This is a genomic window from Mycetocola sp. Y719 (assembly GCF_056713205.1).
The window spans coordinates 452180-477932 of sequence record NZ_JBWYGY010000003.1; the positions used below are offsets into that span (position 1 = coordinate 452180).

Below are 25753 nucleotides of genomic sequence, written 5' to 3' on the forward strand. Positions count from 1 at the left end.
CGGGCGTCGTTCAGGCTCCCGGAATATCGGCGAACTAAGATGTGTTCCACTCAGCGACTGACATCTTCCAAGGAGCTCTACGTGCGCAACGTCATCATCATCGGGTCCGGCCCTGCCGGTTACACCGCCGCCATCTACGCGGCCCGGGCCAACCTGAACCCGCTGCTTCTGGCGTCGAGTGTCGAGGCCGGCGGCGAGCTGATGAACACCACCGAGGTGGAGAACTACCCCGGCTTCCCCGAGGGAATCCAGGGCCCGGAGCTCATGAGCAAGTTCCAGGAGCAGGCTGAGCGCTTCGGAACCGAGGTCATTCTCGACGACGTCACCGAGGTCTCCCTCTCCGGAGACGTGAAGACCGTCAAGACCGGGTACTCGGGTGACTTCGAGGCGGCATCCGTCATCGTGGCCACCGGCAGTGCCTACCGCAAGCTCGGACTGGCCGACGAAGAGCGCCTCTCGGGCCGCGGCATCTCCTGGTGCGCGACCTGCGACGGCTTCTTCTTCAAGCAGAAGACCATCGCTGTGGTCGGCGGCGGCGACTCCGCCATGGAGGAGGCCACCTTCCTCACTCGCTTCGCGTCCAAGGTGTACGTCATTCACCGCAAGGACACCCTGCGCGCCTCCAAGATCATGCAGGAGCGTGCCTTCTCCAACGACAAGATCGAGTTCATCTGGAACTCCGAGGTCGTCGGCATCTCCGGTGAGAACGCCGTCGATGGCGTCACGCTCAAGTCCACGGTCGACGGTACAGAGAGCCACCTCGAACTCGGTGGCCTGTTTGTCGCGATCGGCAACGACCCGCGCACCCACCTGTTCCACGGTCAGCTCGAGCTCACCACGGACGGCACCATCGCCGTCGACGGCCGCTCGTCGAAGACCAACCTGCCCGGTGTTTTCGCGGCTGGGGACGTCATCGACCCCACGTACCGCCAGGCCGTGACCGCTGCGGCATCCGGAACCGTCGCCGCCCTCGACGCCGAGCACTTCCTCGCCGACCGGGAGCAGGCAGAATCCGCCAGCCCAAAAGCTGAAGCCGCCCTCGCGGCATCCGTCTAGACTTCGAACCATCCACAAAGGAGAAAACCCCATGTCAGCACGTGCAGTATCTGAGAGCACTTTCGACGCAGAGGTTCTGCAGAGCGCCCGCCCGGTGCTCGTCGACTTCTGGGCAGAGTGGTGTGGCCCCTGCCGCATGGTCTCACCGATCCTCGACCAGATCGCGTCTGAGAACATCGACAAGCTCGACATCGTCAAGGTGAACGTCGACGAGAACCCGGGCCTGGCGATGCAGTACCAGATCACGTCCATCCCCGCACTCAAGGTGTTCAAGGGTGGCGAGGTCGCTCAGACCATCATCGGCGCAAAGCCGAAAGCAGCCCTCGAGGCCGACCTGGCCGCCTTCCTGGCGTAGCCCGACGACCCTCGACACTCGACCCGTCCGGCACACGCCGGGCGGGTCGTTCTCATTTAACCGCCCCGCAGGAGCCGCACCTCGCAATTCGCCCCACCCCAACACAGATAACATCGATTAGGACCAGGAACGGAAGAACAGTGTCAGAACCAGGCATCCGCCAAGCATCCGGAAACAACCTCGACCCGTGGTACGGCTCTTACGCCGCCCGCACGGCCGGGTTGGCCGCCAGCGAGGTCCGTGCCCTGTTCGCCGTCGCCAGCCGCCCTGAGGTTGTTTCGCTGGCCGGTGGGATGCCGTACGTGTCCGCTCTGCCTGAAGACCTGGTGACGGATGCCATGAGTCGCGTCATGCGCGAGCAGGGCCCCGTCGCACTGCAGTACGGCTCTGGGCAGGGTGTCGAGAAGCTGCGCGAACAGACCCTCGAGGTGATGGCGCTCGAGGGCATCCAGGGCAGTGCGTCCGATGTCGTGATCACCACGGGCAGCCAGCACGCGCTCGAACTGTTCAGCAAACTGTTCATCGACCCGGGTGACGTCGTCCTGGCCGAGGGACCCAGTTACGTCACCGCGATGGTGATCTTCAAGAGCTACCAGGCCGAAGTGAACCACGTTCCGATGGACAACGACGGGCTCATCCCCGAGGCGTTGCGCGAGCACATCGCCCGGCTCAAGGCCGACGGCAAGCGGATCAAGTTCCTGTACACGATCCCGACCTTCCACAACCCGGCCGGTGTGACGCTGTCTGAGGCCCGTCGCAGCGAGATCCTCGAGATCGCGCGTGAGAACGACATCCTCGTGCTCGAGGACAACCCGTACGGCCTGCTGTACTTCGACCAGAAGCCCCCGGCAGCGCTGCGATCGCTCGAGCACGACGGCGTCGTGTACCTCGGCACCTTCTCTAAGACGCTCGCTCCCGGCTTCCGTGTCGGCTGGGCCCTCGCGCCCCACGCCATCCGTGAGAAGCTGATCCTCGCCAACGAGGCTGCAATCCTCTGCCCGTCGTCGTTCAGCCAGCTCGTCATCTCCCAGTACCTGGACCAGGCCGACTGGAAGGGCCAGATCAACACCTTCCGCGGGGTCTACAAGGAGCGCAAGGAGACGATGCTCGCTGCACTCGGCGAGTACCTTCCCGACCTCACGTGGACCGATCCCACCGGCGGTTTCTACGTCTGGCTGACCCTTCCCGAACGCCTCGATTCGAAGGCGATGCTCCCGCGCGCGGTCAAGGAACTCGTCGCCTACACCCCGGGGACGGCCTTCTATGCCGACGGTGACGGGCGCAGGAACATCCGGCTCTCGTTCTGTTATCCGACACCGGAGAGCATCAGGGTCGGCATCCGCCGGCTGGCCACCGTCATCAACGGAGAGCTCGACCTGCTGGACACGTTCGCGGGCACCGGCACGCTGACGAGTGCGCGGTCGCGTGTCTCGTACACCGCTCCTCCACCCAACATGTCCTGACACCCGCCCTAAACAGACCACAGAAAAGGCCTGATCATGACCACTTTCAATAAGCTCGACATCGTGGTGCTCGCCGGCGGGATCTCGCACGAACGTGATGTGTCCCTGCGATCGGGACGACGCGTCGCCGAGGAACTGCAGACAGCCGGACACACGGTCACGCTCCGCGACCCCGACGCCACCCTGCTCGCTGCACTGACCGAGAAGAACCCGGATGTCGTCTGGCCGGCTCTCCACGGGGCCAGCGGTGAAGACGGGGCGCTCCAGGCGCTTCTGCGCGCCAGGGGTATCCGTTATGTCGGATCTCACCCTGAAGCAGCCGGACTGGCCTGGTTCAAGCCGACCGCAAAGGTGCTGGTTTCCCGTGCCGGCATCGCCACGCCCGCCTGGCTTGCGCTGCCCACCGAGACCTTCCGCGAGCTCGGTGCCAATGGCGTCCTGGCGGAAGTCCTGCACGGTATCGGCGCTGCCGCCGTCGTGAAGCCCGCGCAGGGTGGTTCGGCCCAGGGAGTGACGATCGTGACGGATGCCGCGGATCTGCCGCGCGCCATGGTCGACGCATACACCTACTCGGATGTCGCGCTGATCGAGAAGAAGATCGAGGGCACAGAGCTGGCGATCACCGTGATCGACACCGGACACGGCCCCGTGGCGCTTCCTGCCGTCGAGATCCAGCCGCTGTCGGGCGTCTACAGCTTCGAAGCGCGTTACAACGCGGGGGAGACCACCTTCTACGCCCCGGCGCGGGTGTCCGAAGAGGTCGCCGCCCACGCAGCCGAGGTGGCTGTGCAGGTGCACACCCTGCTCGGGCTGCGGCAGATCTCCCGCATCGACGTCATCGTCGACGAAGAAGGCATCGTCTGGTTCCTCGAGGCGAACATGCTTCCCGGGCTCACGGAGACGTCACTCGTGCCCCAGGCCATCGAGGCGGCCGGGCTCACCCTGGCATCCGCATACAGCGCTCTCGCGATCGCAGCAGCCGGGGAGTGACCCCCGGCTCGCTGCGGCGAGGTGGGTGGCTATCCGCCGTAGACCGGTTCACCGATCTCGTCGAGGATCCTGTTCAAGTCGGCGATGGTCGCGAAATCGATCGTGACCTGGCCTTTCTTCGCTCCAAGTGAGACCTTCACCCTGGTGTTGAGTCGGTCGCCGAGTCGTTCGCCGATCTCGTCGAGGTGCCCGTGTCGCGATCCGGCTGCGGGCTTGGGCTTCTTCGGAGCGAGGCCCTGGGCAGCAGCGGCCTCGGCAGCTCTCACTGAGAGGTCTTCGTTGACGATCTTGTCAGCGAGGCGGAGCATCCCCTCGTGGTGGCCTACCGACAGAACGGCGCGCGCGTGTCCTGCACTGAGCACACCGGCCGCGACGCGCTTCTGCACGGATTCAGGCAGCTTCAGGAGCCGGATGGTGTTGGTAATTTGTGGCCGTGACCGGCCAATTCTCTGCGCCAGCTGATCCTGGGTGATCCCGAAGTCGGCGAGGAGCTGCTGGTAGGCGGACGCCTCCTCGAGCGGGTTGAGGTTGGAGCGATGGAGGTTCTCCAGGAGAGCATCCCTGAGCATGTCCTCGTTCGCGGTGTCCTTGATGACGGCCGGGATGCTGTCGAGCCCGACCTCCTTGGTCGCGCGCAGCCGACGCTCACCCATGATGAGCTCGTATTTGCCGGTTTCGGTCGCGTGCTTGCGCACCACGATCGGCTGGAGGACACCGACTTCGCGGATGCTGTGGACCAGCTCCGCGAGGTGGTCCACGTCGAAGTGGGTGCGCGGCTGCACGGCGTTGGGGAGGATGTCGTGTGGGTCGAGGTTCACGAGACGAGCGCCTGGGACGTCGACGAGCTGCGCCTCGGCCGTCCTACTGGGGCTGCTCTCAGGGAAGAAGACGTCGACGGGCCGGCCGTTGTCGGTCATCTCCTGGGTCGTCGTGGGGATGAGTGACCCAATTCCGCGGCCGAGACCGGTGCGTTTCGCAGCCATTAGTGTGTTGCTCCTTCAGTGGATAGTGCAGTGTCGTTCTGTGTTGCCGCCGCTGCGGCGTGCCTGGTCGCGATCTCAGCTGCCGCCTCGAGGTACGAGATGGCGCCGACCCCGCTGGGGTCGTGGCTGATGACCGTCTGGCCGAAGCTCGGGGCCTCGGAGATCCTCACCGATCGCGGGATCACAGTGACGAGCACTTCGTTGGGGAAGTGCTCCCGAACGTCGTCAGCGACCTGATGCGCGAGATTCGTACGGCTGTCATACATGGTGAGGAGGATCGTCGAGAGCTTCAGAGGCGGATTCAGGTGCTTCTGGATGAGCTGGATACTGTTGAGCAGCTGACTGAGGCCCTCCAGGGCGTAATATTCGGCCTGAATCGGGATCAAAACCTCGCGTGCGGCCACAAATGCGTTGATTGTGAGAAGCCCGAGCGACGGCGGGCAGTCGATCAGCACGTAATGGAACGGGATCTCCGCCTCGGCGACGAACGTTTCGAGGGCGGTGCGGAGACGGTGCTCCCTGGCCACCTGCGAGACGAGCTCGATCTCGGCCCCCGCGAGATGAATTGTTGACGGGGCACAGAACAGAGTGTCGAATTCCGGGCTCTTCTGGACGACATCCGCGAGCGGGAAGTCATCGATGATCACGTCGTAGATGCTCGGAACTTCGGCGTGATGGTCGACGCCGAGGGCCGTGGATGCGTTCCCCTGGGGGTCGAGGTCGATCACGAGCACGCGAGCCCCGGATTTGGCCAGCGCAGCGGCGATGTTCACCGTCGTCGTGGTCTTGCCCACGCCGCCCTTTTGATTGGAAACCGTGAAAATCCGCGTGTTTTCGGGGAGAGGGACTTTCGCTTCAGCGAGATTCTTGCGGCGGTGAGTCAGATCGAGGATCTCCCGCATGAGGGGGGATGTTTCGTTGATCGTGGACGTTGTGCTCACCGACTCTCCTTCAGATTGGGGATGTTTCACGTGAAACGGTCTCCGTTCTCTCGTTCCTTCCAACCGTACCTGACCCCACGCGCCCGGCCCGCCAATCGAGGCCGTGTGTGCGCCTTCCGCGGGCCGTCCGCACACTCTGCACCCCGTTGATCCGCCCGCTGATCGAGCTTGCCGATCTGTCGCTCACCGCGCACCTTCTCCGTGTTTCACGTGAAACACCGCAGGCGCCGCTGGCGGAGCCGCCCCGCTGTTCGAGCGACACGCTGTTCGAGCGACCCGCTGTCCGAGCGACCCCGACCCACTGATCGAGCCTGTCGAGATCCCGACTCAATACAGCTAGCGGCCTCGTTTCACGTGAAACATCCAACGGCCGGGCAGCCACCCGCCCCTTTTTCGTACAGCCCGGTGCTCGAGTCACCTCAGTGATCGAGCCCCTCGAGATCCTGGGCAGCTCGGCGTTTCACGTGAAACCACTCGTTGAGAGCCGGTCGACCCCGTGGATCGAGCTTGTCGTGATCCCTCCTCGGCCGGCCGGGAGATCGAACCCAGGCACAGCGTTTCACGTGAAACACCGCCGCGGCTCCTCACTTGCTCCAGCTCGCCGAGATCCAGGGGCCAGATGTTCTCTCGAAAGCGTCTCGACAGGCTCAATGACCGATGTGCTCGCCGACACGACGTGGAGGGTGCATTGTTTCACGTGAAACTGACCTCGAGCGGCTGGTTGCCCTCCCGTGGATCGACCCTGTCGAACTCCGGGGAGAGCTATTGACCGATAAGGCATCCTGACTGGCCCAATGGCCGCCAGCGCAGCCTCCGTTTCACGTGAAACACAGTCGAGGGCCTCCGACACGGCGAGCGAACAGTTCGGTGATCGAGAAGGATTTCGACAGGCTCAATGACCGTGCGCGGGGCATGTTGACGAGGTCGATGAACGGCCACGCCCCACGGGTTTCACGTGAAACACCGTCGAGAGGTGCTCCCGTCACGGCGATCGAGCCTGTCGAGATCGCATGCCTCGGACCCGGGTCGTCTCGACAGGCTCGATAACCGAAGGGACGCGAGTCGCCGCGCCCGGTGCCGCCTACCAGCACCGGGCGCGGCGGGCCTGAGCCCAGCTGCAGGGGAGGGCCTTCCACTATGGATCATCACGGTCGACCTGAGCTCGTCTCGCCTTCTCACCCCGCACAATGCCCGGCTGTTCGGCCTGCCGTCGATGAGCGCTCGGTGTTTGCGGCGACCCTGCGCTGGGACTGCTTCTCGCGCCCGAGGGCCTCGGCGTGTTGGGGCACTTCTCCGAGTGCACCAGCCTCACGGGTAGCCGGCGTCGCGTAACGACCGAACCTGGCCCAGCATTGTGTCTTGCCACCCGCTCAGGCACGCACCAGGTACTGCCCACGGAGTAGGTTCCGTCGGAACACACGATGATGTCCATGTATGCCATGCACTCAGTCTCGATGCACCCGCACACCTCGATGACGAATCGAGGGCATCCGGGGATAGACCACGCCAGGTATCGGACTGTGAAGGACGCCTGAGCACCGACGCAGCTACTGTTTCACGTGAAACAAACGAGCCAGTGGCCGGCGGTGGCCACGCGTCTGCCTGTTGAATCGTTTAGTGGGCTCGGACGGTACCGAGAATCACCCGCGTGACGTCCTCGGTAATTCCTTCACCCAGGACCTGAACGCGGGCATCGGTCACCTTGTACTTGCGCATCTCTTTGGCAGCCGAGTCGATCTCAGCCTGGGCGTTCGCGCCCTTCATGAGGACCAGCTCGCCGCCATCCCGGAGTAGGGGAGCCGTCAGGGGCAAGAGCTTCCTGAAGGCGCTAACGGCGCGCGCGGTCACCTGATCCAGCCGCTCTCCGAGCTTCACGTCCTCCGCACGTTCCCGCATAACGGTCACATTGCTCAACTCAAGCTCGTTGACTTGATCATTCAGCCAAGCGACACGACGCTCCATCGGCTCGATCAACACAAACTGCACATCTGGGCGGGCGATACCCAGGACGAGTCCAGGGAGACCGGCGCCGGACCCCACGTCGCCCACGGTGCCCGGGCGGAGCAACGGTGCCACCAGAGCGCTGTTGAGAATGTGCCGGGTCCAGAGGCGCGGTAGTTCAAGGGGTCCGATGAGCCCCAGTTCCTCACCGCGACGGGCAAGGTTCTCGGTGAAGCGCCGCGTCAGGGGGAGGCGATCACCCAGGAGGAGGGATGCAGCGGCGGGCTCGGGCTCGAGTGTGGCGTCAGTCATGTCGGGTCAACTCTATTCGGTCGGGCGGTACGCCGGGGTGAGGAGGAAGTGCCGGTTGTGACCACAAGGATGGGGATCGCGACACGCTCGATCAGCGGGCTGAGGCCCGGTCATCGAGGTTGTCGGAATGACCACCGGTGCGCGGGTGCGATCTCGACAGGCTCGATCATCGGGCGAGAAGGATCTCGACAAGCTCGATCAGCGATGAAGCTCGATCAGCCAGTGGGCTCGATCAGCGACGGCCACGGGGCAGGCGACACCGCCCACCCCGTTTCACGTGAAACAACGGGCACACTAGGCGCGCGTGATCACCGTGTGACGATCGCGGCCCTCGCCGTGTGATGTGGAGACAAAGCCCCGGTCAGATACGACATCGTGAACGAGCTTGCGCTCGTAGCTCGACATCGCGGGCAGAGCGGCGGACGAAGCGCCGGCGTCGAGCTGAGCGATCGCACTGTCCACGAGAACGGTCAGCTCGGCCTGGCGAGCATCCCGAGATCCACCGATGTCCAGGATCAGGCGGGAGAACGCACCGGTCTTGCTCTGCACGGCGAGGCGGGTCAGCTCCTGGAGCGCGCTGACGACGTCGGGCTTGGAGAGAACGCGGATGTTGCTTCCCTCGCTCGCCGTGACGGCGACATAGGCGCGGCCGTTACGCACGTCGATGTCGATGTCGCCGTCGAGGTCGCAGATGTCGAGGAATTCTTCGATGTAGTCCGCGGCGACGTCGCCTTCTTCTTCGAGCTGGGTGACTGTGGGGGAGTCGTTCCGCACGATCTCAACGTCTGCCTGGTTATCGATCAGGTCGCTCATCGCGCTACTTTCCATTGTTTTTCGGAGCCTGTCCGGCCTCGGGGTTGGGCTTCGCAGCAGGCGCCTTGGGAGCAGCTGCAGGGTTCTTCGTCTGGGCAGGCGGTGTCTTCGGCCCGGTGGCGGCGGGGCCCTTAGGCGCAGCCTTCTTGGCGCGGTTCTTTCCGACCGGCTGCTGGCGCTGGGCCGGCTTCTTCTCTTCGATGACCAGGGTGTCGCCCGCGCCTTCGGCCGGCTTCAGCTTGCCCTTGCGAGCCAGTCGCTCTTCGCGTTCCTTCGCTGCTTCCGTGCCGGGCATCGGCATGTTCCTGATGATGATGAACTGCTGGACCATGGTCCAGATGTTCGAGACCAGCCAGTAGAACATGACACCGAGCGGGAACGCGAAGCCGGAGAAGAGGAAGACGAACGGCAGGATGTAGAGCAGGATTCGCTGCTGCTTGAACATCGGGCTGGCCTTGGTCTCGTCCGAGATGTTCTTGGAGACGATCTGCAGCTGAGTGATGAACTGTGACGCGGTCATGAGCACGACCATGATGGCGGCAACGATCATGACGCCGACCTCGGGTCCACCTGCAGCGTTCATCGCCGACTGGAAGCTCATGTGCAGGGGAGCGAAACCGAACAGTGACGAAGAACCGAACTGCTCGGAGAGCTCCTCGTTGAGCGGTCCGACACCGGACTTACCGGTCTGCGAGTCGTTGAGCACCGAGAACAGGGCGAAGAAGATCGGCATCTGAACGAGGAGGGGAAGACAGGAGCCCAGCGGGTTCGTCCCGGTCTTCTTGTACAGCTCCATCGTCTCGCGGCTCATGGCCTCGCGACTGAACTGGTCCTTCTTGCCCTTGTACTTGTCCTGGATCTTCTTCAGCTGCGGAGCGACTTCCATCATCCGGCGCTGATTCTTGATCTGCTTGACGAAGAGCGGAATCAGCAGTGCGCGAACGACGAGCACCAGGCCGACGATCGACAGAACCCAGGTGAGTCCCTCCTCCGGAGGGAGTCCCAGCGCGCTGAACAGCGAGTGCCAGCCGACGAGGATGAGCTCAACGACCCACTTCAACGGCCAAAGGATGATCGACAAGAGATCCATGTGGGATTTAGCCCTTTCGGTGGCTGGCTGTTACAACGAACCCTCGCGGGGTCACGGTGTATCGGAAGTTCTTTTTGAGTGGCGCATCATCGACGCCGCCGGCAGCCCACGGGTGGCAGCGCGCGATCCGCCTGAGGGCGAGTCCCGATCCGATCACTGCACCGTGCTGTGCGATGGCATGCATCGCATAGGCCGAACAAGAGGGATAGTACCGGCAGACTTCACCATAAAGCGGTGAGATCGCTGTGCGGTACGCGATCAGAGCGGCAACCGCCGCGTTGCGCGGAAGTAGCAGGATGCTCCGCATCGCGTCGGTCCCGATTCCCTGGTCTGCGGTGACGCCGGTCACGAGCGCGCCGCCAAGCTGGTGGTTGAGCGTTCGATCTCGCCCGACAGGGCGGGAAAGGTGGCACCCGCCGCTGCAGGAAGTGCGCGAAATACCGTCTCGGCGCCATCGGGCAGCGATGGTGCGATCGCATATGCGATTGCTTTGAGACGGCGACGAACCCGGTTGCGTACGACGGCGTTCCCGACCGTTTTTGCAACAATGAACCCGAACCGCGGAGATCCGCCATTCGGGTTCATCAGTTGATAGGTCACGCTGTTCACGCCAACCATCCGTCGTCCACGGCGCACGACCCGCTTGTAGTCATCTGCGCTCGTGATGCGTTGCGCTTTAGCGAGCACGATGACGACGGGTTGCCGGAGTCGGGATGCTACGCGGAGAGTTCGGTGCGGCCCTTGCGACGGCGGGCGCCGAGGATGGCACGGCCGGCGCGGGTGCGCATGCGCAGACGGAAACCGTGCACCTTGGCGCGACGACGGTTGTTCGGCTGGAAGGTTCTCTTGCTCATAATCACTTACTCCACGTTTGGAATCTCCACTGCGGCGGTGTGCATAGCAGGGGAAAGATTGGTGCCCGTAGGCAGAAGTCAACTGATTAAACCTACGGCCTCGACGCCCGATGGTCAAACTGAATCAGGCCAAACGAATGATTATCCACAGGTTTCTCAGGGAAGCCAGCACTGACACGCGGGCGGATTTCTGCGGTAAATTTGGGGTCATGCGTCCGATTGGCTAGCGTGAGGGATCAGTTATCCCCAGCCTCGCCTTCCCGGTTCCCAATGGATCCGCCGGTGTGAGAGCATCCGTGGATAACTCTGTGAATAACTTTCAATGTGGGGAAATATGGCAAACGAGCAAGAGTCAATCACGCAGACGTGGCAGACCGTGCTCGATGAGCTCGCGACCGACGAGCGCATCACACCTCCGCTCCATGGGTTCCTCAACCTGGTCGTCCCCAAGGGGATCATGGCCGGCACCTTTTACCTCGAGGTTCCCAACGAGTTCACGGCCGGCCAGCTGAACATGCGAATGCGTGCCCCCTTGCTCAAGGCGATCGGCACCCTGCAGGAATCGCACGGCGCCTCTACCTTCGCCGTGGTCGTGAATCCGGAGATCATCGATGAGGAGTACGAGCCCCTTCCCCAGGCTCCCGCGAATCAGGAACAGCCGAGTTACGTCAACAACGCGCCCTCCCACATGTCGATGACCGACACCGTCCTCCCGGCACGACAGAACGACACCCGGCTCAACTCGAAGTACTCCTTCGACAATTTCGTCATCGGCCAGTCGAACCGCTTTTCCCACGCAGCGGCTGTCGCCGTGGCCGAGGCGCCAGCGAAGGCATACAACCCGCTCTTCATCTACGGCGACTCCGGACTCGGCAAGACCCACCTTCTCCACGCCATCGGCCACTACGCCATGAGTCTGTACCCGGGCATCCGCGTCCGCTACGTCAGCAGCGAGGAATTCACCAACGACTTCATCAACTCGATCGCCAACAACCGCGGGTCGGTCTTCCAGTCCCGTTACCGCGACATCGACATCCTCCTGATCGACGACATCCAGTTCCTGCAGGGTAAAGCGGAGACGCAGGAAGCGTTCTTCCACACCTTCAACACCCTGCACGACCACAACAAGCAGGTGGCGATCACCAGCGACCTGCCGCCGAAGGCCCTGACCGGCTTCGAAGACCGGATGCGCTCGCGCTTCGAGTGGGGTCTGATCACCGACGTCCAGGTTCCCGACCTCGAAACCAGGATCGCGATCCTCCGTAAGAAGGCGCAGAGCGAGAAGCTGCAGATCCCCGACGAGGTTCTCGAATTCATCGCGTCGAAAGTGTCCAGCAACATCCGCGAACTCGAGGGGACTCTCATCCGGGTCACGGCGTTCGCCAGCCTCAACCGCACCCCCGTCGACATGAACCTCGTCCAGACCGTGCTCAAGGACCTCATCACCCTCGACGACGACAACGTCATCTCTCCGGTCGACATCATCAACATCACCGCGGCATACTTCAAACTCAGCGTCGACGACCTCTATGGTTCGAGCCGTTCCCAGGCCATCGCCACAGCCAGGCAGATCGCGATGTATCTGTGCCGCGAGCTGACGAACCTGTCCCTTCCCAAGATCGGTCAGCTCTTCGGAAACCGGGATCACACGACCGTGATGTATGCCAACAAGAAGATTTCCGACCTCATGCAGGAGCGTCGCTCCATCTACAACCAGGTCACCGAACTGACCAGCCGCATCAAGCAGGGGCACCGTTTCACTCGTTAAAGCGGTGAACACACGGGGTTAACCAGTAGAAAACTGAGGCGTCGTACACAATGTGGATAACCCTGTGGAAACTGTTCGGACAACTCGGGCGCGTCTGTGAAATTGGACGTTCCGATTGTGAACAAACCACTCGGATGCCAGTAAACGCATGGGATGCCGTCGGCACCGACTGCACAGCCCGCCAACAACTCACACAGTTGTAGTTCCCATGTGTTTGCTTGGATCGACAGAGTTATCCACAGTTTCCACAGCGGTTAAGACCATTAACGATTCTTTAACTCTCTCTCCAGTCGACAACCTTCTCGCCGCGGCTCGATCTCCTCGAACAGGTGAATGACAGTGCTTCCTCGACCCGACTAACATGGGGAACCACTCGTACCTTGAAACGACAGGGGATCCACTGTGCGGTTTAGCGTCAATCGCGATGTCTTCAGCGAAGCAGTCTCATTCGCAGTGAAGCTGTTGCCGCAGAGAACGACCCTTCCGATCCTCAGCGGTGTGCTCATCCAGGCCACAGACGACGGTCTGACGCTCTCGAGCTTCGACTACGAAGTCTCGGCTCAGACCCAGATCAGCGCCCAGGTCGACGAAGCCGGCACGATCCTCGTCTCCGGCCGACTCCTCGCCGACATCGCCAGCCGACTTCCGAACGCTCCGGTGCAGTTCACGACGAACGACAACCGGATCGTCGTCTCCTGCGGCTCCGCCAACTTCACGTTGCTCTCGATGCCCGTCGAGGAATATCCGACGATCCCCCAGATCTCCGGCCAGACCGGGCTCGTGCCCGGCGAGGACTTCGCAGCCGCCGTCGCCCAGGTGGCCGTCGCCGCGTCACGAGATGACGTCACCCCGGTCATCACCGGCGTTCAGCTGGAAGTCACCGACAACCGCATCAGCCTCGTCGCCACCGACCGATACCGTGTCGCTGTCCGAGAGATCGACTGGGACAACGGCGACAACACCACACCGGACAGTCTCGTCGCTCTTGTTCCGGCGCGCACGCTCCAGGAGGTCGGCAAGACCTTCGGTCACTCGTCGACGATTTCGGTCGCCTTCACCAGCAAGGACGACCGCGAGCTCATCGCGTTCACCGCTGACAAGAAGACCGTCACCTCGCTGCTGATCAAGGGTTCTTTCCCGCCTGTGCGCCGCCTGTTCCCCGACTCCAGCGAGAACTACGCGGTCATCAACACGGCCGAACTCATCGAAGCCGTCCGCCGTGTCTCCCTCGTTCTCGAACGAGAGGCTGCGCTCCGATTCACGTTCACGATCGACGGACTGACCATGGAGGCCGTCGGATCCGAGCAGGCACAGGCATCCGAAGCGATCGACGCGCTGCTGACCGGCGACGACATCGTGCTCAGCCTCAAGCCGCAATTCCTCATCGATGGCCTTACCGCCGTGCGCAGCGAGTACGTGCGGTTCTCGTTCACCAAGTCGGAGAACACCAACAAGCCAGGGCCGATGCTGATCACCAGCCAGTCGTCCAAGGACCAGCCAGGCGCCGACAGCTTCAAATACCTGCTTCAGCCGAACCTTCTCCTGCGCTAAACCTGGGCTTCCGCCCGCAATTCACACCTCGAAGGACACCTCGCATGCACATCGGCCTCATCGGACTCGGCAAAATGGGCGGCAACATGCGAACCCGCCTCCGTAACGCAGGCATCGAAGTCACCGGTTTCGACCGTAATCCGGATGTCTCGGATGTCGCCACCCTCGACGACCTGGTCGCGGCTCTCCCTTCGCCACGCACCATCTGGGTGATGGTGCCTGCCGGCGAGATCACCGACGGTGTCGTTGCCGACCTCAACGAACGACTCGACGCAGGCGACCTCGTCATCGATGGCGGCAACAGCCGATTCACCGAGGACTTCAAGCACGCTGAGTTGCTCTCGGCGAAGGGCATCGACTACATCGACGCCGGTGTCTCCGGCGGTGTCTGGGGTCTCGAGAACGGATACGGCCTCATGGTCGGCGGATCGGCCGCCCAGGTCGAGCGTGTCATGCCGGTCTTCGACGCCCTCCGACCGGAAGGCCCGCGCGAAGAAGGCTTCGTCCACGTCGGTGAAGTCGGTGCTGGTCACTACGCGAAGATGGTGCACAACGGCATCGAATACGCGCTCATGCAGGCGTACGCCGAGGGCTTCGAGCTCCTCGAGAAGCGCGAAGACATCATCCGTGACGTCCCCGGAACGTTCAAGGCCTGGCAGCGCGGCACCGTCGTGCGGTCCTGGCTGCTCGAACTCCTCGTCCGTGCACTGGATGAGGACGATGACCTGTCCGAGATCGAAGGTTACGTCGAGGATTCGGGTGAAGGCCGCTGGACGATCGAGGAAGCAGTGGCGAACGCCGTCCCCGTCCCGACCATCTCGGCATCCATTTTCGCCCGTTTCGTCTCTCGCCAGGATGACTCGCCTGCCATGAAGGCGGTCGCGGCGCTCCGGAACCAGTTCGGTGGCCACTCGGTGAAGAAGTCCGACGACTGACCTGCCTGTCAGGCGCGCTCGGTAGGCTTCTGGAGTGATCGTCACCCACCTCAACCTCAGCAATTACCGCAATTACGCGGTCGCTGACGTGGCGATGGCGCCGGGGGCGAATCTCTTCGTCGGGCGCAATGGCCAGGGCAAGACCAACCTGGTCGAAGCCCTCGGCTACCTCTCCACCCTCGGCTCCCACCGCGTGTCCACGGACTCGGCGCTGATCCGCGCCGGACAGGATGCCGCGATCATCCGGGCCAGGCTGCAGCACAACGGCCGCGACCTTCTCACCGAGGTGCAGATCAACCGAACCGGAGCCAACCGGGCCCAGGTCAACCGCGGCCAGATCAAACCGCGCGAGCTGCCCCGTTACTTCTCCAGCGTGCTCTTCGCCCCTGAAGATCTCGGCATCGTCCGTGGCGACCCGTCAGCACGCCGGCGGTTCCTCGACCAGCTGCTCATTCTCCACACCCCCCGGCTCGCGGGCGTGATGAGCGACTACGAACGTACCCTGAAACAGCGCAACTCGCTCCTGAAATCGGCACGCGCATCAGGCCTCAAACCGAACCAGCTGACAACGCTGGAGATCTGGGACGACAAACTCGTCGCGCTGGGTTCCGAGATCATCGACGAGCGCGTCGCGCTGATCGAATCCCTCAGGCAGCCGATCAGGGATGCCTATGCCTCGGTCGTCGGCGACGACCACGGTCCTTCGCTCACCCCGCTGCTCTCGATCGACGGGGTCGACGCCGAGCTCGAATCGCCGGATTCGGCCGACGAACCGTCCGCAGCGCCGTCCGGTGCGACTGCCGAACGGTTCCGGGCCGCGCTCGCCCTGCAGCGCCGCAGTGAACTCGAGCGCGGACTCACACTGGTCGGCCCTCATCGGGACGACATCCTCTTCGAACTGAACGCGCTCCCGGTGAAGGGCTACGCCAGCCACGGCGAGACCTGGTCGTTCGCCCTTGCGCTCAAACTCGCGTCGGCCGAGCTGCTCCGGCGGGACTCGAACACGGGCGACCCCGTGCTGATCCTCGACGATGTCTTCGCGGAGCTCGACCTCAACCGCCGGGCCAGGCTCGCGGCTGCCGTCGCTGGTTTCGAGCAGGTACTCATCACCGCCGCCGTCCTCGAAGACGTCCCGGAGGCTCTCACCGCCCATACCGTGCACATCTCCGCCGGGCAGATTCTCGAAGCAGCCGGTGAGACCATTCATGGCTGAGGCGAACCGCGGCCAGGACTCATCCTCAGAATCGGCGCGTGTCTACGTGCGTTTCAAGGAGCTCTTCGGCGGGCAGAAGCACTACGCGCGTTCCAAACGGAATCGCAAGACGGAGCCGGGCGAGAGCGTCCCGTTCGGACTCGGCCGCGACCCGAAAGGCATCAGCGACGTCCTCGGCGCACTGACCAGCCAGCTCGGCTGGGACTCGCCGTTGGCACAGTCGGAGCTCGTGGCGAACTGGACGGAGTTGGCCGGCGAGGAGACCGCTAACCACTCCTCTCCGGTCGGAATCGAGAACGGTGTTCTCACCGTCCAGTGCGAATCGACGGCCTGGGCGACGCAGCTCCGGCTGATGCGCGTCGACATCATGACGCACATCGCCGTGAGGTATCCCGAAGCGGGGATCGAGAGCATCCGTTTTCTGGGACCCAACGTCCCATCCTTCAAACGCGGCCCCAGATCGGTTCAAGGGCGTGGCGTACGCGATACCTACGGTTAACCAGACATTTGTGGTCGACCCTGCGGTAAAAGTGCCTCAGAGGGGCATATCAGCCCCGAAGCCCTCCCGTTCTTGATAGAATTACATGTCGAGCACGAACACGGTTTGGAGCCTAATTTCATATGTCATCAGAACCGAACAGGTCCGCGGATAACAGCGACTACGGCGCAAGCCAGATTCAGGTTCTCGAAGGTCTCGAAGCCGTACGTAAACGCCCCGGAATGTACATCGGTTCCACCGGTCCGCGCGGTTTGCATCACCTGGTCTACGAGATCGTCGACAACGCGGTCGATGAGGCCCTGGCCGGCTACTGCGACAACATCGAGGTCACGATTCTTCCGGACGGTGCCGTCCGTGTCGTGGACAACGGTCGAGGGATCCCCGTCGACATCCACCCCGTCGAAGGGAAATCGACCGTCGAGGTCGTTCTGACCATCCTCCACGCCGGAGGAAAGTTCGGCGGAGGCGGATACGCCGTTTCCGGTGGCCTCCACGGTGTCGGCAGTTCGGTCGTCAACGCCCTGTCGAACCGCCTCGACGTCGAGGTCCGTCGCCAGGGTTCGGTCTGGCGTGCCACCTTCCACGACGGTGTCGCCGACGCTCCCCTCTCGCAGGATGAGGATTCCGAGGAGACCGGAACCACGATCACCTTCTGGCCGAGTGCGGAAATCTTCGAGACCACCGAGTTCGACTACGACACGCTTCGTACCCGGTTCCAGCAGATGGCGTTCCTCAACAAGGGACTCCGCATCGCACTGCACGACGAACGCGCCGACCACCTCGTCGAGGGGAAGGTCACGGTCGACGGTACCGAGCCGGAACTCGTGCAGCAGTCGAACGTGTTCCTCTACGAGCGCGGTCTCGTGGACTACGTCGAGTACCTCAACCACGCCCGCAAGGCCGACCTCGTCAACGACGAGATCATCTCGTTCGAGACCGAGGACGACAACCGCAAGATCGCCCTCGAAGTCGCCATGCAGTGGACGACCGCGTACACCGAGAGCGTCCACACCTACGCGAACACGATCAACACCCACGAGGGCGGAACCCACGAAGAAGGTTTCCGCGCCGCACTCACCACGCTCGTCAACAAGTACGCGCGTGAAAAGGGCCTGCTCAAGGAGAAGGACGACAACCTCTCAGGTGACGACGTGCGTGAGGGCCTCACCGCCGTCATCTCGGTGAAGCTCACCGAGCCGCAGTTCGAGGGCCAGACGAAGACCAAGCTCGGCAACACCGAAGCGAAGGCGTTCGTCCAGAAGGTCGTCGGCGATCAGCTCGGTGACTGGTTCGGTCGCAACCCGGCCCAGGCCAAGGAGATCATCCGCAAGGCGTTCCAGGCTGCGACCGCGCGTCTCGCCGCCCGCAAGGCCCGCGAGACCGCTCGCCGCAAGGGACTCCTCGAGGGTGGCGGTATGCCGGGCAAGCTCAAGGACTGCCAGTCCAAGGACCCATCGCTCTCCGAGATCTTCATCGTCGAGGGCGACTCGGCCGGCGGCTCGGCCGTGCAGGGCCGAAACCCGGAGACCCAGGCGATCCTGCCCCTCAGAGGCAAGATCCTCAATGTGGAGAAGGCGCGACTCGACCGCGCCCTCGGCAACGCCGAGGTCCAGGCGATGATCACCGCTTTCGGTGCAGGCATCGGCGAGGACTTCAACCCGGAGAAGGCCAGGTACCACAAGATCGTCCTGATGGCCGATGCCGACGTCGACGGCCAGCACATCACCACGCTGCTGCTCACCCTCCTGTTCCGCTACATGCGTCCGCTGATCGACTTCGGCTACGTCTATCTGGCGCAGCCGCCGCTGTTCAAGCTCAAGTGGACCAACGCCGAGCACGAATACGTCTACAGCGATGCCGAACGTGACGCCCAGCTCGCCGCGGGAATCGCGGCCGGCCGTCGCATCCCCAAGGACAACGGCATCCAGCGTTACAAGGGTCTCGGCGAGATGGACTACAAGGAGCTGTGGGAGACCACGATGGCCCCCGAGACCCGCACGCTGATGCAGGTCAACCTCGACGACGCTGCAGCCGCCGACGAGATCTTTTCCACCCTGATGGGCGAGGACGTCGAGTCACGCCGAAACTTCATCCAAAAGAACGCGAAGGACGTACGGTTCCTTGACATCTAACGACACCACTCCCGAAGGCGCCGAAGACATCGTTGTAGATCCACCCGAGGACCATGGCGTCCACGGCAGGATCAGCCAGGTCGATCTCCAGTTGGAGATGCAGAGGTCGTACCTCGACTACGCGATGAGCGTCATCGTCGGTCGCGCCCTCCCCGAGGTGCGCGACGGCATGAAGCCCGTTCACCGCCGCGTGATCTACGCCATGTATGACGGTGGCTACCGGCCGGACAAGGCCTTCTCCAAGTGCGCCCGTGTCGTCGGTGACGTGATGGGTCAGTTCCACCCGCACGGTGACTCCGCGATCTACGACGCACTGGTCCGACTCGTCCAGCCGTGGAGCCTCCGCTACCCGCTGGCGCTCGGCCAGGGCAACTTCGGTTCCCCCGGCAACGACGGGGCGGCAGCACCGCGGTACACGGAAACGAAGATGTCGCCGCTCGCCATGGAAATGGTCCGCGACATCGACGAGGACACCGTCAACTTCCAGGACAACTACGACGGACGCACCCAGGAGCCCGCCGTTCTTCCCGCCCGGTTCCCGAACCTCCTGGTCAACGGCTCGGTCGGCATCGCCGTGGGTATGGCCACGAACATCCCACCGCACAACCTGCGCGAGGTCTCGAGCGCTGCCCTCTGGCACCTGGCCAACCCGGATGCCTCGCGTGAGGAGCTTCTCGAAGCCCTGATGCAGCGGGTCAAGGGTCCCGACTTCCCGACCGGAGCCCAGATCCTCGGAGTGAAGGGCATCCACGACGCCTACCGCACCGGTCGCGGCTCGATCACGATGCGCGCCGTCGTCAGTGTCGAGGAGATCCAGGGCCGCACCTGCCTCGTCGTCACCGAGCTGCCGTACCAGGTCAACCCGGACAACCTCGCGGTGAAGATCGCCGATATGGTCAAGGACGGCAAGATCTCGGGTATCGCGGATATCCGCGACGAGACCTCCGGCCGCACCGGCCAGCGCCTCGTCATCGTGCTCAAGCGTGATGCCGTCGCGAAGGTCGTGCTCAACAACCTCTACAAGCACACGCAGCTGCAGGAGAACTTCGGCGCGAACATGCTTGCGATCGTCGACGGCATCCCGCGCACGCTCGCGCTCGACGGATTCATCACCGCGTGGGTCGCCCACCAGATCGATGTCATCATCCGTCGCACGAAGCATCGCTTGATGAAGGCGGAGGAACGTGCTCACATCCTGCGCGGGTACCTCAAGGCCCTCGACGCCCTTGACGAGGTCATCGCCCTGATACGCCGGTCCAAGACCGTCGAGGATGCCCGCGACGGCCTGATCGACCTCCTCGACATCGACGAGCTGCAGGCGCGGGCCATCCTCGAGATGCAGCTGCGCCGTCTCGCCGCTCTCGAACGCCAGAAGATCATCGACGAGCACGACGAGATCGAGCGCGAGATCACCGAGTACAAGGCGATCCTCGCGAGCCCCGAGCGCCAGCGCACGATCGTGAGCGAGGAACTCACCGAGATCGTCGACCGGTTCGGAGACGACCGTCGCACCGAGATCATGTTCGGGTACGACGGAGACATGAGCGTCGAAGACCTCATTCCCGAAGAAGAGATGGTCATCTCGGTCACGCGCGGCGGCTACATCAAGCGCACCCGGAGCGACAACTACCGCCAGCAGCACCGCGGTGGCAAGGGCGTCAAGGGAGCACAGCTCCGCGCTGACGACGTCGTCGATCACTTCTTCGTGACGACCACGCATCACTGGCTGCTGTTCTTCACGAACAAGGGCCGGGTCTACCGGGCCAAGGCGTACGAGGTGCAGGAGGCCGGCCGCGACGCCAAGGGCCAGCACGTCGCCAACCTGCTCGCCATGCAGCCGGATGAGGAGATCGCTGAGATCCTCGATATCCGCGACTACGAGGCGGCCACCTACCTCGTACTGGCGACCCGCAACGGTCTCGCCAAGAAGACCGCACTGAGCGAATACGACACCAACCGCACCGGTGGCATCATCGCCATCAACCTGCGTGAGGGTGACGAGCTCGTCGGTGCACTTCTCGTCGAAGACGACAGCGACATCTTCCTCGTCTCACGACTCGGCATGTCCATCCGTTTCACCGCGAACGACGAGACGCTGCGGCCGATGGGACGCTCGACATCTGGTGTGATCGGGATGAACTTCCGTGACGGCGACGAACTACTGTCCGCCTCGGTCCTGCCGGCGGATCCCGATGCGGAAGCCTTCGTGTTCATCGCCACCGAGGGCGGCTACGCGAAGCGCACTGCGGTCGAGCAATACCGGCTCCAGAACCGCGGCGGACTCGGTATCAAGGTCGCCAAGTACAACGAGGACCGAGGCGACCTGGCCGGCGCACTCATCGTGAGCGAGGACGACGAGGTGCTTGTGGTTCTTGCCAGCGGCAAGGTGGTAAGGTCTGCGGTGGCCGAAGTTCCCGCCAAGGGCAGGGACACCATGGGCGTCGTTTTCGCACGATTCGCAGACGATGACCGGATTATTGCCCTGGCCAGGAACAGTGACCGCAATCTTGTGGCCGCGGACGCAGAATCAGCAGATGTCATAGTCGTAGAAGAAGCTGCAGCGCCCGCCGCCGAGGCTGAGAAGGAAGAATAAGTATGAGTAGCGTTGCCGAGAAGCTCGCCAAGAAGTCGACGAAACGCACCTCGACAAAGCAGGTCCGTCTCAAACTGGTCTACATCGACTTCTGGTCGGCAGTGAAGCTGTCGTTCCTCGTCGCTGTTGCCCTCGCGGTCGTCACCATCGTCGTGTTCTTCCTCGTGTACACCGTGCTCGACCAGACGAACATCTTCGATCAGGTCAACGGCCTGTACAAGGATGTCGCCGGAGTCGGCAACGACCTCCTGGCGATCTTCAACCTCGGACGGGTGATGGGCTTCGCCGTCGTCGTCGCGATTCTCAACCTCATCGTCGTAACCGCGCTCGGTGCCCTGTGCGCCGCGCTGTACAACCTGAGCGTGAAGATCACCGGCGGACTCCTGGTCGGCTTCACAAACAACTAAGCGTGATCGAGAGGGCTCGACGAGCCCTCTCGATTATAGAAAACGGCAGATCTCAGGTAGTCTCTAATCTGCCCAAACGGGGATATAGCTCAGGCGGTTAGAGCGCTTCGCTGATAACGAAGAGGTCCCAGGTTCAAGTCCTGGTATCCCCACTCGGGAGACGTTTAGATACAATTTCTCCCTAATCGGGGCCTTAGCTCAATTGGTAGAGCGCCTGCTTTGCAAGCAGGAGGTCAGGGGTTCGATTCCCCTAGGCTCCACAGTTTTCTCCCTCCCCGAGCGTGTGACTTTCACGGAATCGTGTGTCGCCTGCGCCACACTGGAACGATGGACATTCTCTTCGTCGCCGGGTTCTCACCGATCGTCGCCGACCCCGACGCAGCCCTCTCGTTCTACGGCGGCAGCCTCGGCATCCGCTTCGAAGAGAAGATGGGCGACTACAACTACACTCACCAGCTCAATGGGACGAAGCATCTGGGCCTTTGGCCGCTCGCAGAGGCGGCTGAGACCTGCTTCGGCACCCCCGACTGGCCGGACGACATCCCCGTGCCCCAGGCGACCATCGAGTTCGAGGTCAGGGACGTGGCGGTCGCCGAGCAGGAACTGCGCGCGAAAGGGCTCACCCTCATCCACGGAACCCGCACGGAACCATGGGGGCAGGTGACCGCGAGGCTCCTCAGCCCTGAGGGTCTCCTGATCGGGCTCGTGTCGACGCCCTGGCTCAGCGAATAGAGTCGCCGGCCTTCGCCGGGAACCTCTCGATGGGTACTGTGGGCGGATGGACATTCGCGTTGCTGCGTACGGCGTCATCATCGATGGCGACCAGATCCTTCTCGCCCACTGGCGGGAGGCAGGACACAGCGGCTGGACCCTGCCTGGCGGTGGCATCGATCCGGGCGAACACCCGGCGGATGCCGCGGTACGCGAGATCTTCGAGGAGACCGGCTACACCGCTGAACTCGACGGTCTGCTCGGGATCGACTCGTTCGTCGCGCAGCCCGAGAATCGCATTTCACCGAATGCAACCAGACCTCTGCACGGTCTCCGCATCGTCTACCGTGCGCACGTCACGGGTGGTGAGCTGACCTATGAGGTCGGCGGGTCGACCGACCTGGCCGCGTGGCATCCGCTCACCGCGGTACCGTCGCTGAAGCGCGTGGCGCTCGTCGACATCGCGCTCGCGATGCTGTAACCGGTCAGGACGGTTGCAACCGATCGCTCGGCTCAGAGCGTGCTGTCGTCGTCGTCGTCGTCACCGTCGATGGGATGGATCGAGCGGCCGCTCACCGAGCTGGGAACGATCCGGACGATGACGTCCCTCCGACCGCGCACGAACGGATCCCGCAACCTGCCAACCACCGGCTCGATCTCGTCGTCGTGCTCAAGCCGACGCGCAAGACCATGGACTACGACGCTCCAGGCATCGGTCGGAGTGAGCTCGTCCGCTTCGAAGAGCACAGCCGCATTGGCTGCCAGACCGGCGAGTTTGTCGCCGGGTGCAGTGCGGAAGTAGATCGCGCCATCGAGAACGGTGTGGGACACCGGATAGATGTCGATGATGTCGTTGACCGCGACCACGATGCGGCCGACGGGTGCGGCAGCAAGTAACTCGAGGGATTCTGCTTCGGACAATTCCGTCACCGGCATGGCTGCTCCTCATCTGGGTGGACAAGCGTCCCAGGCTCATTCTCGTGCACGGATGCCCAGAGCAACAGGGTGGACGGCAGACACAAAACGAAGGATGGCCGGCCCCTCAGGGACCGGCCATCCTTCGAAGTAACGAGGATCAGAGGTTCGGCAGGGCCGGCTCTTCGTCAGCAACCCACAGCTCGTCGTCGGCACGGAACGTCTGCCAGACCGCGTAGGCGACACCCGCAGCAGCGAGTACTCCGACGCCGACGGCGATGACACTGCCGACGTTCGACTTCTTCGGTGCCGGCTTGGCCGGCTGGAAGCGTTCCAGCGCAGCGCGGACGCGGTGGTCCTTGGCGATGTCGCCGATCGACAGCACGCTGCCGACCACCCCTCCGAGCACCGGCAGGACCGTCTTGTCGATGCCGCGCTTGGCGACATCGGCGAAGTCCCGTGATGCGGCATAGCCGCGGTCGACGACCGGCTGCACCTTGTGTTCGTACGTGTTCACGACCGAGGGAACGATCTGCTCCCGGCCGTATGCACTCAACTGCCTGCTCGCCTCACGAGCGACATGGTTGGCGTGGTCCAGAATCTCCTGCTGGGCTTGCCACAACTCGTTGGCTTCACCCTTGAGTCGCTTGAGCTCTTTTTTGCGCTTGCGTGACAGACTCACCGCTGACCTCCATTGATCTCGTTTTAACGCGACAGACATCCATCTTGCCACCGAATGCCCCGAACACCACCCGGCTTGACTCAATGCGTGTGTAAGAATTGAAAACATGTCAAAGCACACCGCTGTCGCAACCCTTCACACCAACTACGGCGACATCAAGGTCAACCTCTTCGGTGACCACGCCCCCAAGACGGTCGGCAACTTCGTCGGCCTGGCCACTGGCAGCACCGAATGGACCGACGAGCGCACCGGTGAGACCAAGAAGGACACACCCCTTTACAACGGTGTCATCTTCCACCGCATCATCCCCGGCTTCATGATCCAGGGCGGCGACCCCCTCGGAAACGGAACCGGCGGCCCGGGCTACAAGTTCGACGACGAGATCCACCCGGAACTCAACTTCAACGAGCCGTACATGCTCGCGATGGCAAACGCAGGCAAGATCGCGGGCCGTGGAACGAACGGCTCCCAGTTCTTCATCACGGTCGGCGACACCAGCTGGCTGCAGGGTAAGCACACCATCTTCGGTGCCGTCGAAGACGAAGCCAGCCGCAAGGTCGTCGACAAACTGGCAGAGGTTCCCCGTGACGCACGCGACCGCCCCCTCGACGACATCGTCATCGAGAGCGTCACGGTTGCCGACGTCTAAACCCCGCACTGGCTTCGGCCCGGTCTTCGGTTTCGGCGAATGAGCCAGTCGTCCGTTCCTCCCGTGCGCCGGGACAACTTCTGTTACCGCCACCCCGACCGGCAGAGCTTCGTGCTCTGCCAGCGGTGTGGGCGCACGATCTGCGGCGAATGCCAGACTCCTGGCGCGGTCGGCGTGATCTGCCCGGAATGCATGAAGCAGCAGCGTCAGACAGCGCCACGACGGACGGGCTTCTTCAGCCGCAGCGGCGAGCGGCCGATCGTCACGTACGTCCTCATCGCCGTCACGGCATTCGTTTTCCTGCTGCAACTCATCCCGGGACTCAACGTCACGGAATACCTGTTGTACGCGGGTGTCTACTCGACGCCGCTGGCGTTCGAGCCGTGGCGGATGCTGACGACTGTCTTCGTCCACTCCCAGAGTTTCATTTTCCATGTCCTGCTGAACATGTACACGCTCTGGATCTTCGGGCAAGCGCTCGAACCCATGCTCGGGCGCGCACGTTTCCTTGCCCTGTATCTGATCTCCGGTTTTGCGGGCTCGCTCGGTGTGCTGTTCCTCACGGACGGAACCACTCCGGTCGTCGGTGCGTCCGGTGCGATCTTCGGCCTGATGGGTGCATTCCTCGTGATCCAGCGCAAGCGCGGCGGCAACATGAACGGCCTGCTCGTGCTCGTCGGGATCAACCTCGTGATCGGCTTCATCCCCGGCATCAACGTCGCTTGGCAGGCGCACCTCGGCGGGCTCGTCGGCGGCGCCCTTGTCGGTCTGATCTACTACGAGACCAGGCACCTCAAGCACAAGCGACGTCAGACTCTCCTCATCTCCGGGCTGTGCGTCGTGCTCGTGATCGCCAGCCTGATCCCCTACTTCGCGGTGATGCGCGCGCTTTAGGGCTGA

At 63.1% G+C, this 25753-nt stretch carries 26 protein-coding genes and 2 tRNA genes; 18 read left to right on the forward strand and 10 right to left on the reverse strand.

Annotated elements, in window-relative coordinates; genetic code table 11:
* Nucleotides 1-81 precede the first annotated feature (81 nt).
* The 4 genes from trxB (at nt 82) to AC1M0F_RS14065 (ending at nt 3864) form a co-directional block, all read left to right on the forward strand.
* Entirely contained in the window at nt 82-1056 is a 975-nt protein-coding gene (gene trxB, locus AC1M0F_RS14050) for a thioredoxin-disulfide reductase (RefSeq protein ID WP_480238875.1), read from the forward strand.
* A gap of 31 nt (nt 1057-1087) precedes the next feature.
* Nucleotides 1088-1411 carry a thioredoxin gene (gene trxA / locus AC1M0F_RS14055; protein WP_196831868.1) on the forward strand — a complete coding sequence of 108 codons (324 nt, stop codon included), beginning with the start codon at nt 1088-1090 and terminating at the stop codon, nt 1409-1411.
* 140 nt (nt 1412-1551) lie between these two features.
* The gene (locus AC1M0F_RS14060) at nt 1552-2874 is read left to right on the forward strand and encodes an aminotransferase-like domain-containing protein (RefSeq protein ID WP_480238876.1); all 1323 of its coding nucleotides are present in this window, start codon (nt 1552-1554) and stop codon (nt 2872-2874) included.
* Nucleotides 2875-2910: 36 nt separating this feature from the next.
* On the forward strand, nt 2911-3864 hold the full coding sequence (locus AC1M0F_RS14065) for a D-alanine--D-alanine ligase family protein (RefSeq protein WP_480238877.1): 954 nt from the start codon (nt 2911-2913) through the stop codon (nt 3862-3864).
* A 29-nt stretch (nt 3865-3893) separates the two neighbouring features.
* Here the strand turns inward: AC1M0F_RS14065 and AC1M0F_RS14070 are convergent, their stop codons facing one another.
* The 8 genes from AC1M0F_RS14070 to rpmH all read right to left on the reverse strand — a co-directional run bounded on the left by AC1M0F_RS14070 (nt 3894) and on the right by rpmH (nt 10798).
* Complete coding sequence (locus AC1M0F_RS14070) at nt 3894-4847, reverse strand: ParB/RepB/Spo0J family partition protein (protein ID WP_480238878.1); 954 nt, start codon at nt 4845-4847, stop codon at nt 3894-3896.
* Nucleotides 4847-5818, reverse strand: a complete 972-nt coding sequence (locus AC1M0F_RS14075; protein ID WP_480238879.1) for a ParA family protein — start codon at nt 5816-5818, stop codon at nt 4847-4849. Before AC1M0F_RS14075 ends, AC1M0F_RS14070 begins: the two co-directional genes overlap by 1 nt.
* Nucleotides 5819-7402: 1584 nt before the next feature.
* Nucleotides 7403-8041: a 16S rRNA (guanine(527)-N(7))-methyltransferase RsmG gene (gene rsmG / locus AC1M0F_RS14080; protein WP_480238880.1), complete on the reverse strand. Its 639-nt coding sequence runs from the start codon at nt 8039-8041 to the stop codon at nt 7403-7405.
* 294 nt (nt 8042-8335) lie between these two features.
* Entirely contained in the window at nt 8336-8854 is a 519-nt protein-coding gene (locus AC1M0F_RS14085) for a Jag family protein (RefSeq protein ID WP_480238881.1), read from the reverse strand.
* A 4-nt stretch (nt 8855-8858) separates the two neighbouring features.
* On the reverse strand, nt 8859-9944 hold the full coding sequence (yidC, locus tag AC1M0F_RS14090; protein ID WP_480238882.1) for a membrane protein insertase YidC: 1086 nt from the start codon (nt 9942-9944) through the stop codon (nt 8859-8861).
* 7 nt (nt 9945-9951) lie between these two features.
* A complete protein-coding gene (yidD, locus tag AC1M0F_RS14095) occupies nt 9952-10251 on the reverse strand; it encodes a membrane protein insertion efficiency factor YidD (protein ID WP_354498117.1) in 300 nt (99 codons plus the stop codon).
* Nucleotides 10252-10289: 38 nt separating this feature from the next.
* Entirely contained in the window at nt 10290-10631 is a 342-nt protein-coding gene (rnpA, locus tag AC1M0F_RS14100) for a ribonuclease P protein component (protein ID WP_480238883.1), read from the reverse strand.
* Between the two features lie 29 nt (nt 10632-10660).
* The gene (gene rpmH / locus AC1M0F_RS14105) at nt 10661-10798 is read right to left on the reverse strand and encodes a 50S ribosomal protein L34 (RefSeq protein WP_010204566.1); all 138 of its coding nucleotides are present in this window, start codon (nt 10796-10798) and stop codon (nt 10661-10663) included.
* 334 nt (nt 10799-11132) lie between these two features.
* Here rpmH and dnaA point away from each other — a divergent pair, with 334 nt between their 5' ends.
* The 12 genes from dnaA to AC1M0F_RS14165 all read left to right on the forward strand — a co-directional run bounded on the left by dnaA (nt 11133) and on the right by AC1M0F_RS14165 (nt 23088).
* The gene (gene dnaA, locus AC1M0F_RS14110; protein ID WP_480238884.1) at nt 11133-12566 is read left to right on the forward strand and encodes a chromosomal replication initiator protein DnaA; all 1434 of its coding nucleotides are present in this window, start codon (nt 11133-11135) and stop codon (nt 12564-12566) included.
* 402 nt (nt 12567-12968) lie between these two features.
* Nucleotides 12969-14117 (forward strand): DNA polymerase III subunit beta, encoded by a 1149-nt coding sequence (gene dnaN / locus AC1M0F_RS14115; RefSeq protein ID WP_480238885.1) that lies wholly within the window; start codon nt 12969-12971, stop codon nt 14115-14117.
* Between the two features lie 44 nt (nt 14118-14161).
* Nucleotides 14162-15052, forward strand: a complete 891-nt coding sequence (gene gnd, locus AC1M0F_RS14120; protein WP_480238886.1) for a phosphogluconate dehydrogenase (NAD(+)-dependent, decarboxylating) — start codon at nt 14162-14164, stop codon at nt 15050-15052.
* 34 nt (nt 15053-15086) lie between these two features.
* On the forward strand, nt 15087-16265 hold the full coding sequence (gene recF / locus AC1M0F_RS14125) for a DNA replication/repair protein RecF (protein WP_480238887.1): 1179 nt from the start codon (nt 15087-15089) through the stop codon (nt 16263-16265).
* Nucleotides 16258-16764 carry a DciA family protein gene (locus AC1M0F_RS14130; RefSeq protein WP_480238888.1) on the forward strand — a complete coding sequence of 169 codons (507 nt, stop codon included), beginning with the start codon at nt 16258-16260 and terminating at the stop codon, nt 16762-16764. Before recF ends, AC1M0F_RS14130 begins: the two co-directional genes overlap by 8 nt.
* A gap of 122 nt (nt 16765-16886) precedes the next feature.
* Nucleotides 16887-18896: a DNA topoisomerase (ATP-hydrolyzing) subunit B gene (gene gyrB / locus AC1M0F_RS14135; RefSeq protein ID WP_480238889.1), complete on the forward strand. Its 2010-nt coding sequence runs from the start codon at nt 16887-16889 to the stop codon at nt 18894-18896.
* A gap of 28 nt (nt 18897-18924) precedes the next feature.
* A complete protein-coding gene (gyrA, locus tag AC1M0F_RS14140) occupies nt 18925-21489 on the forward strand; it encodes a DNA gyrase subunit A (RefSeq protein WP_480238959.1) in 2565 nt (854 codons plus the stop codon).
* 2 nt (nt 21490-21491) lie between these two features.
* A complete protein-coding gene (locus AC1M0F_RS14145) occupies nt 21492-21896 on the forward strand; it encodes a DUF3566 domain-containing protein (RefSeq protein WP_480238890.1) in 405 nt (134 codons plus the stop codon).
* Between the two features lie 78 nt (nt 21897-21974).
* Nucleotides 21975-22048 (forward strand) — tRNA-Ile (locus AC1M0F_RS14150).
* Nucleotides 22049-22083: 35 nt separating this feature from the next.
* Nucleotides 22084-22156: transfer RNA gene (locus AC1M0F_RS14155), tRNA-Ala, on the forward strand.
* A 67-nt stretch (nt 22157-22223) separates the two neighbouring features.
* On the forward strand, nt 22224-22628 hold the full coding sequence (locus tag AC1M0F_RS14160) for a VOC family protein (protein WP_480238891.1): 405 nt from the start codon (nt 22224-22226) through the stop codon (nt 22626-22628).
* A 46-nt stretch (nt 22629-22674) separates the two neighbouring features.
* On the forward strand, nt 22675-23088 hold the full coding sequence (locus AC1M0F_RS14165) for an NUDIX hydrolase (protein ID WP_480238892.1): 414 nt from the start codon (nt 22675-22677) through the stop codon (nt 23086-23088).
* 32 nt (nt 23089-23120) lie between these two features.
* On the opposite strand, the gene AC1M0F_RS14170 is transcribed toward AC1M0F_RS14165, so the two are convergent.
* Nucleotides 23121-23543 (reverse strand): pyridoxamine 5'-phosphate oxidase family protein, encoded by a 423-nt coding sequence (locus AC1M0F_RS14170; RefSeq protein ID WP_480238893.1) that lies wholly within the window; start codon nt 23541-23543, stop codon nt 23121-23123.
* A gap of 139 nt (nt 23544-23682) precedes the next feature.
* Nucleotides 23683-24204, reverse strand: coding sequence for a DNA helicase (locus AC1M0F_RS14175; RefSeq protein WP_480238894.1), 522 nt, complete (start codon nt 24202-24204; stop codon nt 23683-23685).
* Between the two features lie 106 nt (nt 24205-24310).
* Between AC1M0F_RS14175 and AC1M0F_RS14180 the strand changes: the two genes are divergently transcribed.
* Together AC1M0F_RS14180 and AC1M0F_RS14185 are read left to right on the forward strand one after the other, a co-directional pair.
* Nucleotides 24311-24853 (forward strand): peptidylprolyl isomerase, encoded by a 543-nt coding sequence (locus tag AC1M0F_RS14180; protein ID WP_480238895.1) that lies wholly within the window; start codon nt 24311-24313, stop codon nt 24851-24853.
* A 39-nt stretch (nt 24854-24892) separates the two neighbouring features.
* The gene (locus AC1M0F_RS14185; RefSeq protein WP_480238896.1) at nt 24893-25747 is read left to right on the forward strand and encodes a rhomboid family intramembrane serine protease; all 855 of its coding nucleotides are present in this window, start codon (nt 24893-24895) and stop codon (nt 25745-25747) included.
* Nucleotides 25748-25753 lie beyond the last annotated feature (6 nt).

Bases quoted from the DNA above. Each gene is read 5' to 3' on its own strand.
- trxA (WP_196831868.1), top strand. From the start codon at position 1,088: ATGTCAGCACGTGCAGTATCTGAGAGCACTTTCGACGCAGAGGTTCTG.
- AC1M0F_RS14065 (WP_480238877.1), top strand. From the start codon at position 2,911: ATGACCACTTTCAATAAGCTCGACATCGTGGTGCTCGCCGGCGGGATC.
- AC1M0F_RS14070 (WP_480238878.1), bottom strand. From the start codon at position 4,847: ATGGCTGCGAAACGCACCGGTCTCGGCCGCGGAATTGGGTCACTCATC.
- rsmG (WP_480238880.1), bottom strand. From the start codon at position 8,041: ATGACTGACGCCACACTCGAGCCCGAGCCCGCCGCTGCATCCCTCCTC.
- AC1M0F_RS14085 (WP_480238881.1), bottom strand. From the start codon at position 8,854: ATGAGCGACCTGATCGATAACCAGGCAGACGTTGAGATCGTGCGGAAC.
- yidC (WP_480238882.1), bottom strand. From the start codon at position 9,944: ATGGATCTCTTGTCGATCATCCTTTGGCCGTTGAAGTGGGTCGTTGAG.
- yidD (WP_354498117.1), bottom strand. From the start codon at position 10,251: ATGCGGAGCATCCTGCTACTTCCGCGCAACGCGGCGGTTGCCGCTCTG.
- rpmH (WP_010204566.1), bottom strand. From the start codon at position 10,798: ATGAGCAAGAGAACCTTCCAGCCGAACAACCGTCGTCGCGCCAAGGTG.
- dnaA (WP_480238884.1), top strand. From the start codon at position 11,133: ATGGCAAACGAGCAAGAGTCAATCACGCAGACGTGGCAGACCGTGCTC.
- gnd (WP_480238886.1), top strand. From the start codon at position 14,162: ATGCACATCGGCCTCATCGGACTCGGCAAAATGGGCGGCAACATGCGA.
- AC1M0F_RS14130 (WP_480238888.1), top strand. From the start codon at position 16,258: ATGGCTGAGGCGAACCGCGGCCAGGACTCATCCTCAGAATCGGCGCGT.
- gyrB (WP_480238889.1), top strand. From the start codon at position 16,887: ATGTCATCAGAACCGAACAGGTCCGCGGATAACAGCGACTACGGCGCA.
- AC1M0F_RS14145 (WP_480238890.1), top strand. From the start codon at position 21,492: ATGAGTAGCGTTGCCGAGAAGCTCGCCAAGAAGTCGACGAAACGCACC.
- AC1M0F_RS14160 (WP_480238891.1), top strand. From the start codon at position 22,224: ATGGACATTCTCTTCGTCGCCGGGTTCTCACCGATCGTCGCCGACCCC.
- AC1M0F_RS14165 (WP_480238892.1), top strand. From the start codon at position 22,675: ATGGACATTCGCGTTGCTGCGTACGGCGTCATCATCGATGGCGACCAG.
- AC1M0F_RS14170 (WP_480238893.1), bottom strand. From the start codon at position 23,543: ATGCCGGTGACGGAATTGTCCGAAGCAGAATCCCTCGAGTTACTTGCT.
- AC1M0F_RS14180 (WP_480238895.1), top strand. From the start codon at position 24,311: ATGTCAAAGCACACCGCTGTCGCAACCCTTCACACCAACTACGGCGAC.
- AC1M0F_RS14185 (WP_480238896.1), top strand. From the start codon at position 24,893: ATGAGCCAGTCGTCCGTTCCTCCCGTGCGCCGGGACAACTTCTGTTAC.